The sequence below is a fragment of the Kribbella sp. NPDC051586 genome (assembly GCF_044453965.1).
Lineage (GTDB): Bacteria > Actinomycetota > Actinomycetes > Propionibacteriales > Kribbellaceae > Kribbella.
Genome location: NZ_JBITDF010000005.1, coordinates 343309 through 355890 on the forward strand (window position 1 = coordinate 343309; position 12582 = coordinate 355890).

The 12582-nt window shown below is 69.7% G+C and carries 12 protein-coding genes; 8 read left to right on the forward strand and 4 right to left on the reverse strand.

Features of this window, described 5'->3' with window-relative positions:
* Positions 1–82: 82 nt before the first annotated feature.
* Both ACIA58_RS35140 and ACIA58_RS35145 read right to left on the reverse strand, forming a co-directional pair.
* Positions 83–2842 carry a Calx-beta domain-containing protein gene (locus ACIA58_RS35140; protein ID WP_396408158.1) on the reverse strand — a complete coding sequence of 920 codons (2760 nt, stop codon included), beginning with the start codon at positions 2840–2842 and terminating at the stop codon, positions 83–85.
* 93 nt (positions 2843–2935) lie between these two features.
* Entirely contained in the window at positions 2936–3799 is an 864-nt protein-coding gene (locus ACIA58_RS35145) for an alpha/beta fold hydrolase (protein ID WP_396408159.1), read from the reverse strand.
* Positions 3800–3910: 111 nt separating this feature from the next.
* Between ACIA58_RS35145 and ligD the strand changes: the two genes are divergently transcribed.
* The 6 genes from ligD (at position 3911) to ACIA58_RS35175 (ending at position 7789) form a co-directional block, all read left to right on the forward strand.
* Positions 3911–4837: a non-homologous end-joining DNA ligase gene (ligD, locus tag ACIA58_RS35150; protein ID WP_396408160.1), complete on the forward strand. Its 927-nt coding sequence runs from the start codon at positions 3911–3913 to the stop codon at positions 4835–4837.
* Between the two features lie 13 nt (positions 4838–4850).
* A complete protein-coding gene (locus ACIA58_RS35155; protein WP_396408161.1) occupies positions 4851–5018 on the forward strand; it encodes a hypothetical protein in 168 nt (55 codons plus the stop codon).
* Positions 5019–5123: 105 nt separating this feature from the next.
* On the forward strand, positions 5124–5753 hold the full coding sequence (locus ACIA58_RS35160) for a TetR/AcrR family transcriptional regulator (protein WP_396408162.1): 630 nt from the start codon (positions 5124–5126) through the stop codon (positions 5751–5753).
* Between the two features lie 149 nt (positions 5754–5902).
* Complete coding sequence (locus tag ACIA58_RS35165) at positions 5903–6130, forward strand: DUF3107 domain-containing protein (RefSeq protein WP_130439935.1); 228 nt, start codon at positions 5903–5905, stop codon at positions 6128–6130.
* Between the two features lie 145 nt (positions 6131–6275).
* Positions 6276–6551 carry a GlsB/YeaQ/YmgE family stress response membrane protein gene (locus tag ACIA58_RS35170; protein ID WP_363862936.1) on the forward strand — a complete coding sequence of 92 codons (276 nt, stop codon included), beginning with the start codon at positions 6276–6278 and terminating at the stop codon, positions 6549–6551.
* A gap of 641 nt (positions 6552–7192) precedes the next feature.
* Positions 7193–7789 (forward strand): hypothetical protein, encoded by a 597-nt coding sequence (locus ACIA58_RS35175; RefSeq protein ID WP_396408163.1) that lies wholly within the window; start codon positions 7193–7195, stop codon positions 7787–7789.
* Here the strand turns inward: ACIA58_RS35175 and ACIA58_RS35180 are convergent.
* Entirely contained in the window at positions 7786–8466 is a 681-nt protein-coding gene (locus ACIA58_RS35180) for a ferritin-like fold-containing protein (protein WP_396408164.1), read from the reverse strand. The genes ACIA58_RS35175 and ACIA58_RS35180 overlap by 4 nt on opposite strands.
* Before the next feature lie 264 nt (positions 8467–8730).
* On the opposite strand from ACIA58_RS35180, the gene ACIA58_RS35185 reads away from it, so the two are divergent.
* Both ACIA58_RS35185 and ACIA58_RS35190 read left to right on the forward strand, forming a co-directional pair.
* Positions 8731–10833 carry a DEAD/DEAH box helicase gene (locus ACIA58_RS35185; protein ID WP_396408165.1) on the forward strand — a complete coding sequence of 701 codons (2103 nt, stop codon included), beginning with the start codon at positions 8731–8733 and terminating at the stop codon, positions 10831–10833.
* Between the two features lie 85 nt (positions 10834–10918).
* On the forward strand, positions 10919–11827 hold the full coding sequence (locus ACIA58_RS35190; protein WP_396408166.1) for a DUF4349 domain-containing protein: 909 nt from the start codon (positions 10919–10921) through the stop codon (positions 11825–11827).
* Here the strand turns inward: ACIA58_RS35190 and ACIA58_RS35195 are convergent.
* Positions 11821–12573 carry a ParA family protein gene (locus ACIA58_RS35195; protein WP_396408167.1) on the reverse strand — a complete coding sequence of 251 codons (753 nt, stop codon included), beginning with the start codon at positions 12571–12573 and terminating at the stop codon, positions 11821–11823. The two genes, ACIA58_RS35190 and ACIA58_RS35195, sit on opposite strands and share 7 nt — an antisense overlap.
* Positions 12574–12582 lie beyond the last annotated feature (9 nt).

Consider the following 12582-nt stretch of genomic DNA (forward strand, 5'->3'; position numbering starts at 1 on the left):
GGCCGAAGTCCACATCCCGGGCCTGTCGTCTCAGGAACGAGACGTGCCGGGCGCCCCCAGGCAGCCCGGCACGCCGGTAGTACTAGTCGTTGTCGATGATCGTCCCCACGAGGGTCATCGGGACCTTCGCGCCGGCTGCCAGGTCTGCGCCGTCGATCTGCTGGATGACGGCGCTGAAGGTCTCCGCCGGTTCCTTCAGCTTGTCGTCGAGGATCTTCACGGACAGCTCGCCGGTGGTCTGCCCGGGCTCGACGTAGCCCTGCACGGAGCGGTCGACCGGGCCGGTGCCGGGGTCGTCGGCGGACGTGTAGTCCTTTCGGATCACCGCCGTACCGTCCCTCAGGACGCCGGTGATCGACACGAACTTGTCGCTCGGAGCGGACAGCTTGACTCCGAAGTTGACCAGTCCGGTCTTCTCGGCCGTCTTGACATTGCCGAGGGTGAGGGTGGGCGTCGGGTCGTCGTCCAGCACCAGACCGTGCCCGAAGGACTCGCTCAGCAGTCCGTCGTGCGGCGCCGACAGCACCAGGCTGAACGGCAGGTCGTAGCTGTCGCGGGTGTTCCCGGTGACCGGCACAGTCACCTTCTGCCGTACCTGCCCTGGTTTGAACACCAGTTGCCGTGCAACGTCCCCGACGGTCTCGCCGAGGTCGCCGTTCGTCTCGACGTACACACTGACCGGCCGGATGCTCGGCCGCGACATGGTCACCCAGAAGTCGACCGTCCGCGTGCCCTTGTCGCCCTCCTTCACAGTGACGCTCGACGCGGACAGCTTCGGCAGCAGCGCCGCAGGCACCGGCAGACCGAACCCGGACGACGAGAAGGCCAGATCGCTCACGTACGCCGACCCGCTGGCCACCTTGTCCGTATGCAGCTCCACCGAGCGCACGTCTCGCAGGTCGATGCCCTTCAGCGACGACACCGGGATGCGTACCGTCCGCAGCAGGTTCTTCGGCAGACCGCTGTCGTTGCTCCCCGGCATCCGCACCAGCGCATCACTGACCGCTGACACCGGCACGACGGCCGCCCGTCCGTGCCCATCGACCACGTGAACACTCAGGTCCGTCTTCGGCGCACCAGCCGGGTCCGGCGCGGCGCGGAAAGTCAGTGCCGCAACGCGTCGTACGTCGCGCTGCCCTGCCGGCACGCGGACTCGCACGACCCCGTTGGTACCCGTCCACTGCAGTTTGGTGACCGCAGTGGTCGGCGTCTTGGCTGCGAACCACGCAGCACCCCAGTGCGGTGCGTTGGACCAGTCGTCCGTCGCCATACAGGTCGGAGTCGACGCTCGCAGGCCTGTCGTAGTCACACCGGCGCACACCGTCGCAGACACCTTCCCAGTGACCGCTGCGGCCGGCAGTGCCTTGTCGAGGCGGTTCACCTCCCGCCCCTGTGACACCACTCGTACAACGGCCTTGCCCGCAGACGCCGCCCGCGAGTCCGACCCGTCGAACTCCGGCAGGAACTGCGTCTCGTGTCCCAGTTGCAGCCGGAAGAACCCAGCCACGTACGCCGTACCGACCGCCTGCTGCTCCTTCGCCGTCAGCCGGCCCGGGTCCTTCGTCCCGCACGGTGACGCCTTCTCGTCGCCATACCAGTCGTCACTCGACGGCGCGACGGACTGCCCCGGCGTCCACTCGGTGTTGAAGAAGTTGTGGTTGGCGCCCATCACGGTGACAGTCGACCGCGGGGCGTTGTCGCCATCCACGGAGTACCTGGTGTCGTCGTAGAACTTCTGCCCCTCCAGGTCGGATACGTCGCCGTCGCAGTACGGCAGTACGACGCTCATCGCCACCCCCGGCACGGTTGCCCGCGCGAAGTCGGTCGGCGCGAGCGGAAGCACCGCACGGATCCCGTACCGACCACCGCGGTCCGCGTTGAGTACTGCGGCGCGCGCGACACCCTCACCGCCGCGCGAGTGACCCATCAGGCCCACGTTCTGCAGGTCGATCTTGCCGACGAACCTCGTGCCGAACGGTGCGCCGCCGATGGTCGACCACTTCCGCCAGAGGGCCAGGTGGTCGAGGATCAGCTCGGCCCGGGCCTGTGCGCCCGCGTCGTACGCATCGCTGTCCCAGGCGTTGATCGCGTTGGCGCTGATCGACACCACCTCGTACCCGTTGCTGGCCAGTGCGGTCGCCGGTGCGTCGTACCCGCGGTAGCTCGGGATCGCCTTCATACCGGGTGGACACGGCCACGGCTTGTCGTTGTCGGACGGGTGCGTCGGCTCGCCGTAGCAGACCTCGTGCCGTCCGTGCAGGAAGATCACCAGCGGCCGCGGTCCGAACGCACCGCGCGGCGAATACACCTTCCCGAGCAGCTCCGACTTGTGTCCGAGGCCCGGCAGGTCGACAGCCCCCTCACCCAGGTTGTACTCCGCTGTGTCGACCTTGTACTTGCCCAGCGCACCAGGGTCCGCCGGCAGCAGCGGACCGCGCCGCGCCTTCAGCCAATAGGCGTCAGTGGGGCCGGCCGCGGCGATGCCCCGACTCAGGCCGGACTGCTTTCCCAGGTCGCCGGACCAGATCAGGCGCACGTCACGCGCCTTCAGTACCGCCGGATCAGCGCTGACCAGCGTCAGCGTCTTGCGGTCCGCCGATTGCGTGGCGACGCCGAGCGGCTTGCCGTCGACCGCAAGCAGCGGAAGCGATGCGCGCATCGGCGCAGGTGTGTCCAGGCGCAGCGTGAGCCGGTAACCGCCGGTCACCGCGCGCACATCCCATTGGTTGCCTTGAGCAACCGATGGCGGAGCAGGCAGCGTCGCGGCGGTGGCGGTGAGCGTCCCCACACCCAGCAGTGCGACCATCCCCAGCGACAGACTTCGGGCGGTTCTGCCGATCACTCGCACAGTGGTCCTCTCGTTCGTTCGGACAAGTCATCTGTAGTACTTGCCGGGCGAGAGGAAAGTTGACCGGATCCGCCGCTCAGTCGTGTCTCAGTCGGGCGTCGGATTCGACTCGATCAACTGCCGGAAAGCACGCGCCACCTCGGCCGGATGCTCCATCTGGGCGACGTGCCCGGACTGCGGCAGGTAGAGCAGCCGTGCGTTCGGGAAGGTGCGCTGGGCCTTGGTCCGGATCCTGGCGTCGACCAGTCGATCCTTGCCTCCGTAGATCAACAGGACAGGGCACTTCACGTTGGCGGCGTCGGCCCACAGCGACCGGCGCGGTCTGGCCAGCGAAGACCGCAGGATGCTCCGTGCGCCGTCCAGCGTGGCCTGCCGGCCCCACGGGTCGGTGTCGCGCCGGTGCAGTTCCTCCTCGTACGCCGCCCGCACCTCGGGCGTCAGCCTTCGCGGATCGCCGAACACCATCGCCAGCGACGCCTGGAACCGCTGCTCGAACGGCAACCGCGACGTCCGCTCCAGTACGACGGAACCGAGCCGCGGAGTCGCCAGTGCGGTGAACCACAACGCACTGGCCGACACCCGCGGATGTGGCAGCGCGGGCGAGACCAGCGTCAGCGACGCCACGAGGTCAGGACGCAAGGCGGCCAGTGCGACCGACGACGCCCCGCCCATCGAGTTGCCGAACACGTGCACCGGCTGGTCGAACTCCCGCTCCAGCAGCTCGACCAGGACTGCGGCCTGCTCGGAGATCCCGGTCGCGCCGGACAGCGGCGTACGCCCGAAACCAGGCAGGTCGGGAGCGATGCCCCGGATCGTGTCATTGAGCAGCAGGCCCAGAGCGGTCCAGTTCAGTGACGACCCGCCCAAGCCATGGACGAACAAGGCAGGCGGCAGGTCAGGCGCCGCACCAGGAATGTCTCTGACCAGCAGATCCACCCCTGTGACCGGCACCCGCCGCTCCGGCCACCGATTGAGCTCAGGGGGTACGGCGTCCCCGGTTACTGGCCCGTAACTATCCACGACACCCATGTTAGGACGGTTCGTAGGTGGAGACTGGGACGCATGGCGGGCGCGCAGCAGCAGCTGACGACCGAGGTGGATGGGCAGACCATGAAGCTCACCAACCTCGGCAAGGTGCTGTACCCACAGACCGGGTTCACCAAGGCAGAGGTGATCGACTACTACCACCAGGTCGCCGAGCACCTGCTCCCACACCTGAGCGACCGGCCACTGACCCGCAAACGGTGGCCCGACGGCACCGAAGCGTCGTACTTCTTCGAGAAGAACGCACCCCGCGGTACGCCGCCGTGGGTGCGGACTGTGACGCTGCCCACGCCCGGTAGCTCGACCGGACGCGACGAGGCCGACTTCGTGGTCGCGGACGACGTACAGACCGTGGTGTGGCTGGCCAACCTGGCCGCGCTAGAGCTGCACGTCCCGCAGTGGCGGATCGGGCTGTCCGACCAGGGCAAGGACCCGCAGGCGGACCTGATCGTGTTCGACCTGGACCCGGGGCCGGGCGCGACGATTGTGGAGTGCTGCGACGTGGCACTGGCGCTGCGACAGTTGCTGGGCCACTTCGGGCTGGAGGGCTGGCCGAAGACGTCGGGAAACAAGGGCATGCACCTGTACGTGCCGATCGAGCCCGCGTCGTCCCGGCAGACCAGTGCGTTCGCCAAACAGCTGGCAGAACAGCTGGCAGAGGCCCTGCCGGAGAGCGTGACCGCCAACATGACCAAGGCGCTCCGGCCCGGCAAGGTGTTCATCGACTGGAGTCAGAACGCCAGCGCGAAGACCACGCTGGCTCCGTACTCACTACGCGGCTCCGACGAGCCACGGGTGTCCACGCCGATCGACTGGGACGAGGTGGCGTCGGCCACGTCACCGGAGGAGCTCCGGTTCCTCCCGCACGACGTACTGGCCCGGATCGAGGAGTACGGCGACGTACTCGAGGGCCTGTACGACGACCCGCAGCCGCTACCCACCTGAGCAAGGGGGCGACATGACCGAGACCGACTTCGAGGGACCGGACTACGACCCGGCCTTCGACGCCGAACACGACACCGAGCCGGAAGAGTCCGAGCCCGACCTGCCCGCCGACGCCAACCCGGCCGATGTCGAGGAACAGCGCCGCGAGGTCGGCGACGACGAGGAAGACGATTACCGCTGACTCCCCGGTGATCGCGCCCCGGCGGAATACTCTTCGGCGGGGAAGCTACTGACGAGGAGGACTGCCCGGTAGGATTCGTGGAACGTCATCCGAAGGAGCACCACCGTGTCGACGACCCCCGAGACCGCACCGAAACGCGGCAGCCGCCTGCCTCGGCTGGCTCGGCGCGCGCAACTGCTCGAGGCGGCCCAGGAGGTCTTCGTCGCGAACGGGTACCACGCCGCCGCGATGGACGACATCGCTGACCGCGCCGGCGTCTCCAAGCCGGTCCTGTACCAGCACTTCCCCGGCAAGCTGGAGCTGTATCTGGCGCTCCTGGACACCTCCTGCGACGCGATTGTCGCCTCCGTCCAGGACGCGCTGAAGTCGACCGAGGACAACAAGCTCCGGGTCGCGGCGACCATGCACGCCTTCTACGACTACGTGGCCAACGCGCAGGGCGCCTTCCGACTGGTGTTCGAGTCCGACCTGACCAACGAGCCGGCGGTCCGGGAGCGGGTCGACCGGGTCACGCACGCCTGCGCGGAGGCTGTCTCCGAGGTGATCAGCGCGGACGCCGGGCTGAGTCGCGAGCAGTCGATGGTGCTGGCCGTGAGCCTGGTCGGCATGGCCCAGGTGAGCGCGCGGTACTGGCTGGGCGAGGGCAATCCGTCGATCCCGCAGGAGCACGCCGCCGACCTGGTCGCCTCGCTGGCCTGGCGGGGCATTCGTGGCTTCCCCCGTACCGACGGCTGACGTACTGCCGTTGACGTTCGGTCGCTGACGTTCTGCCGCTGGCTGAGGTTCTGCTCTGGGCGGACGGGTGAGAGCTCGGCAGCAGTAGCGGATAGGCTCGAAAGCGTTACCGGCGAGAGCCGCCGGTCGGAACGTGCCCGGAGGGTTTCGTGGAGGTCAAGATCGGCGTCCAGCACGCCAATCGCGAGTTGGTGCTGGAGAGCGAGCAGAGCCCGGAAGAGGTCCAGGAACTGGTGGCGGAGGCCCTCGCCGGCAAGACCGGTCTGCTGCAGCTGACCGACGAGAAGGGCCGCCGGGTGCTGATCCCGGCCGACCGGCTGGCGTACGTCGAGATCGGCGAGGTGTCGACCCGCAAGGTCGGGTTCGGCGCGATCTGATCCCGGTCCGGACACAGTAGAGCGTGTCCGGGTTGCGGAGCGCGGTCGAGGGGGCACGATGGCGGTAAGACCTGCCGCGTGATTGGTCTGGTTGTCACGGGGCACCAGGTACGCGCAGGTCCGCCATCCCTCACAAGGAGGAACCGTGTACTGGGTCTGGATGATCATCGTCAGTCTCATCGCGGGCATCATCTTCGGGCCGCTGGCCCGGCTGGTGCTCCCCGGCAAGCAGAACATCAGCCTCGGCTGGACCATCCTCGGCGGCGGAATCGGCGCCTTCATCGGTGGTCTCATCGCCTACTTCCTCGGCGTCAAGGACACATCGGGCCCGGACTGGATCCAGTACCTGATCCAGATCATCTGCGCCGCGATCGTCATCGCGATCATCTCCTCGCGCAACAGCAAAGCCAGAACCGCCTAGTCCAGGCACCACCAAACGGCCGCCGCCCCACCCGGGGCAGGCGGCCGTTGCCATCCCCACCCCCACCCGGGCGCTCACCTGCCCCTACCCCCACCCGGCCGTCTCCACCCACCCACCACCCGGCCGTCCCCATCAGCACCCACCCCACCCGGCCGTCCCCATCAGCACCCACCCCACCCGGCCGTCCCCATCAGCACCCACCCCACCCGCCACCACCCGCCCACCACCCGCGCCCACCGCCACCCGCCGCCACCGGCCTCCCGGGCTGGCCCACCTTGACCACACGAGGGGATATCCCCTCGTCTTGCCGGTTCTCCCCCGTCACACGGGCAGAGAACCGCCAACTTGAGGGGATATCCCGTCAAGTTGCCGGTGGCTGAGCAAGCGGCGCGGGGCTGCACGTGGTGCGGAGGTGTCGGCCGAGTACGCCGGATGGGCACGGCATCCGGGGACGCCGGATGGATACGGCGGCCGGGGACGCCGGATGGGGACGCCGGCCGAGCACGCCGGGTGGGTAGACCGGTGGGCACACCGGCGGGCACACCGAGTGGGTACGCCGGGTGAGTGCGACAGCCGGGCACGTCGACCGGGCACGCCGGGTGGTGCGCCGGGTGGGTGCACCGGGTGGGTGCACCGGGTGAGTGCGACAGCCGGGCACGCCGGGTGGTACGCCGAGCGGGCACGCCGGGGTGAGCACCCCGACCGGGCACGCCGGATGGGGACGCCGCATGGGTACGGCGGCCGGGCACGCCGGGTGGGTACGCCGGGTGGGTACGCCGGGTGGGTACGCCGGGTGGGTACGCCGGGTGGGTACGCCGGGTGGGTACGCCGGGTGGGTACGCCGGGTGGGTGCGCCGGGTGGGTGCGCCGGGTGGTGCGCCCGGCCGGGTGCGCCGGGTGGGTGCGCCGAGCGGGCACGCCGGGGTGAGCACCCCGACCGGGCACGCCGGGGTGAGTACGCCGGCGGGGCACGCCGGGTGGTGCGCCGACCGGGCACGCCGGGGTGGGCACGCCGGCCGGGCACGCCGGGGTGGGTACGCCGGGGTGGGTACGCCGGGTGGGTACGCCGGGTGGGTACGCCGGGTGGGTACGCCGGGTGGGTACGCCGACCGGGCACGCCGGGTGGTACGCCGGGTGGTACGCCGGGTGGTACGCCGGGTGGTACGCCGGGTGGGTACGCCGGGTGGGTACGCCGGGCCGGGCACGCCGGGTGGGTACGCCGGGGGCGGGTGGGTTAGGCCTGGAGGCCTAGGGCGGTCATGCGGGCGGTGTGGGCCTCGGTCAGACGGGTGAACATGCGGCCGATGGCGGCCAGGTCGAGGCCGGGGCGGTCGACGCTGCCGGCCAGCAGCGCGGTCAGGGAGTCGCGGTCGGCGGCGATGCGCTGGGCCTGACTGAGAGCTTCACCGACCAGCCGGCGACCCCAGAGCGCGAGACGGCCGCCCAGCTTCGGGTCCTCCTCGATGGCGGCACGGACGCGGTCGACGACGAACTCGGCCTGCCCGGAGTCGCCGAAGACCTCCAGGACCAGAGCCCGGGTGTCCGCATCGACGAACGACGCGATCTCCCGGTAGAAGTCGTTCGCGAGCCCGTCCCCGACGTACGCCTTCACCAAGCCTTCCAGCCAGTCCGACGGCGCGGTGTGGTCGTGGAACGCGTCGAGCGGCGTGACGAACGGGGTCATCGCCTCCATCGGGTCTACACCGAGCTGTACCAGCCGGTCCCGCAGTTGCTGGAAATGCCCGAACTCGGTGGTCGCCAGCGCCGCCAGCTCCGCCTTGTCGTTCAGCGTCGGCGCCAGTTTGGCGTCCTCTGCCATCCGCTCGAACGCGGTCAGCTCGCCGTACGCGAGCACTCCCAGCAGATCCACCGCCGCGGCCCGGTAGGCGGGATCATCAAAGGCCGTCTGCTCCATGCGCCGCACCCTATCTCTCCGCCCCTGCCACCGGCCGGTACCGTGGCAGCGTTCGAGTGGCGCAAACCACACGAAGCGGCGTTGACAGGTTGACCGGTTACACTGGTGGGCGATTCGCCGGTGACGCGCCCACATGGGCAAGCTGGTGCGAGGTGCTTGCACAGTGTCCCCGCGCCTCACGAAACATGGCGCCCGGCCCCTGAGCAATCTGTCCGCACAAGCATGTGAGAGGCGATCAGCCTGACCACCTTCCGAGAGCTCGGCGTGCTGCCCGAGATCTGCGACGCGCTCGACCGCGTCAACATCGTGGAGCCGTTTCCGATCCAGGAAATGACACTCCCCGTCGCCCTGATGGGCACCGACCTGATCGGCCAGGCCCGGACCGGGACCGGCAAGACGCTCGGCTTCGGGATTCCGTTGCTGCAGCGCACCATCTCCCCCGGCGAGGCCGACTACGAGGAGCTCGCCGCTCCCGGCAAGCCGCAGGCGCTGGTCGTCACCCCGACCCGCGAGCTGACCATCCAGGTCGCCAAGGACCTGACGACCGCGTCCACCGTGCGCACTGTGCGCGTGCTGACCATCTACGGCGGCGTCGCGTACGAGCCGCAACTGGACGCGCTGAAGAACGGCGTCGACGTCGTCGTCGGTACGCCGGGACGCCTGCTCGACCTGGCGAACCGGGGCGTACTCGACCTCGGCCACATCAAGGTGCTCGTCCTCGACGAGGCCGACGAGATGCTCGACCTCGGCTTCCTGCCCGACGTGGAACGCATTCTGCGCAAGACTCCCGAGCTGCGGCAGACGATGTTGTTCTCGGCAACGATGCCGTCGGCCGTGATCGGGCTGGCCCGCACCCACATGCGGCACCCGCTGAACATCCGGGCCGAGTCGCACGAGGACACCCAGATGGTCCCGACGACGGCACAGTTCGTCTACCGGGCGCACGATCTGGACAAGCCCGAGGTGGTCGCGCGGATCCTGCAGGCCGACGACCGTGGCCGGGTGATGATCTTCTGCCGGACCAAGCGCGAGGCCTCACGGCTGACCGACGACCTGCAGGACCGCGGGTTCAAGGCGGCGGCGATCCACGGCGACCTGAACCAGCAGGCCCGCGAGCGGGCGCTGACCCGGTTCCGCGGCGACAAGATCGACGTACTGGTCTGCACCGATGTCGCGGCCCGGGGTATCGATGTCGAGGGCGTCACGCACGTCATCAACAACACCTGCCCCGAGGACGAGAAGACCTACATCCACCGGATCGGCCGGACCGGGCGCGCGGGGGCGAGCGGCATCGCCGTCACCTTCGTCGACTGGCCGGACGTGACCCGCTGGAAGGTCATCAACAAGGCGCTCGACCTGCCGTACGAAGACCCGCAGGAGATCTACTCCACCTCGCCGGAGCTGTACCACGACCTCGGTATCCCGACCGACGCCAAGGGCCGGATCCGGGCGGCGCGCGAGCAGGTCCGCGAGTCGCGTGAGTCCCGCGAGGACGCGCCGCGGAACCGTCGCGGCGGCTCGTCGGAGCGTTCGGAGGGACGGTCCGACAAGGGCTCCGAGGGGCGTCCTGAGAAGCGGTCCGAGAGCCGGCCTGACGGTCGGGCCGACGGCGATGGCGCGAGGTCGGGGCGGAAGCGGAACCGGACGCGGAAGCGCACCCGGGCCGGGGCGCCGGTCGAGGAGCTCGCCGACGTCACCACCAGGACCGAGGTCCCACCGGCCACCGAGGCGGCGCCGACGGACGCGGTGAAGACGGACGCAGTGCAGACGGACGCACCGCAGACGGACGCGGTGCAGGACGAGGCACGCAAGCCGCGCAAGCGCACCCGCACCCGGAAGTCGGCCGATGCCCCGCAGGCGCAGGCCGTCGAGCCGGCAGCTGAGGCCGAGGTGGCGGAGACGCCGGCCGAGAAGCCGGCCAAGCGGACCCGCACCCGCAAGACCGCCGAGACCGTCGAGACCGCTGAGGCCGTCGAGCCGCAGGCGGCCGCCGAGGCCGACGTGGTCGAGGTGGCCGAGAAGCCGGTCAAGCGAGCACGTACCCGCAAGGCCGCCGAGACGAAGGCACCTGAGGCGGAGGCCACCGAGCCGGCTGCCGAGGCGGACGAGAAGCCTGTGAAGCGGACGCGGACCCGGAAGACAGCCGCGGCCAAGGCAACCGAGGCGGCAGCCGAGACCGACGCCGCGGACGAGAAGCCGGCGAAGCGGACCCGGAAGGCAGCCGCGAAGGTGGCCGAGCCCGCTGCTGCTGAGGCGAACGCGGACGCGGCAGCCGAGAAGCCGGTGAAGCGGGCGCGAACTCGTAAGGCTGCTGAGCCGAAGACCGCGGGTCCGGCGACGACGCCGATCTTCAGCGCGCCGGAGTGACCGTTTCCGAACGGTGATCTGAGACTGCAACACCCAGCCCCACGTGGCCCGTCCTAGGGCGTAACCACGAGAGAGGGGCTGGGTGATGGGGCGGATCAGAGCGGTAACAGCCGTGCTCGCCGCGGCGGGGATCGTGCTGCTGGCCGGTTGTGGGGGCAACAGCAACGACAGCAGCACGACCGGAGCCGCGCCGGCGCAGAAGCAAGGCGCGGCCGACGGCAAGGCGAGCAACGCGAAGCCACAAGTATCCGGCCAGCCACCGGCCGGCACCTCGCAGGCCGGGGGCACCAACCAGCCGACGGTCACGCGGGCGATCATCAAGACCGGTTCGCTGGCGGTCGAGGGCGAGGACGTCGCGGTCATGCGGCAGAAGGCCGTCACCGCGATCGCAGGCCTGGACGGTCAGGTCGCGTCCGAGGACACCAGCAGCGACCCGGACGGCAAGGTCACCAGGGCGAACCTCGTCCTCAAGGTCCCGACCAAGTCGTTCGAGAGCGCGATCCAGCGGCTCTCCGACCTCGGTAAGCGGCTGCAGATCCACCAGGAGTCGACCGACGTCACCGAGCAGGTCGTCGACGTCGCCAGCCGGATCGAGTCCCAGCGCGCCAGCCTGGACCGCATGCGGGCACTGATGACGAAGGCGAACACCATCGGCGAGATCGTCTCGGTCGAGAGCGAGCTCACCCGCCGCCAGTCCGACCTCGAGGCCCTGCTCGCCAAGCAGAAGAACCTGTCTCTGCAGACCGATCTCGCGACGCTCACCCTGACGCTGACCGAGAAGGGCAAGCCGCCGGTCCAGGCAGAACCCACGCAGGACAAGGGATTCCTCGCCGGCCTGAAGGGCGGATGGCACGCGTTCACCGCGGTGTTCTCCGCGTTGGCGACCGCGATCGGCGCGATGCTGCCGTTCCTCGTGCTGCTCGCGATCATCGCCGTTCCGCTGTGGCGGTTCCGGCACCGGCTGCTGCGGAAGCAGCCGAGCGCCGGTCAGTGAAGGAGCGCGCCGGCCAGCGCCCGGTAGGCCTTCGCGCCGGGCGAGGCCGGCGCCGTACTGAGCACGGTCTCGCCGATCGCCGGCGCCTCCGCGAACCGGATCGACTTCGGGATCGCCGGCTGCAGTACGTCGAGCGAGTACGTGTCCGCGATCGTCTCCAGCACAGCCCGCGCATGCGTCGTACGTCCGTCGTACAGGGTCGGGAGTACGCCGAGCACGCGCAGGCCCGGATTGGTCAGCCGCTGGACGTCGTGCACCGTGTCAAGTAGTTGCCCTACGCCACGATGTGCCAACGTCTCGCACTGCAAGGGGATCAACACGTCGGAGGCCGCGGACAGCCCGTTGACGGTGAGCAGGCCGAGCGTCGGCGGGCAGTCCACGATGATCCAGTCGTACGACGAGCGCAGCGGGCGCAACGCGGTCCGCAGCACCTGCTCCGGGCCGCTCTCACGGGCCAGCTGTACTTCGGCGGTCGCGAGCTCGATCGTGGCCGGCAGGAGGTCCGGGGCGTCGTCGTACTCGACCAGGACGTCACGCACCTTCACGCCGCCGAGCAGCACGTGGTGGATCGACTTGTCGAGGTCCTCGGGGTCGATGCCGACCGAGAAGGTCAGACAAGCCTGCGGGTCCAGGTCGACGAGCAGCACCCGTTGGCCGAGCTCGCCCAGGGCTGCGCCGAGGGTGGCGACGGTGGTCGTCTTGGCCACGCCGCCCTTCTGATTGGCAACCACGAGAGTGCGAGGCACCCGGCCATT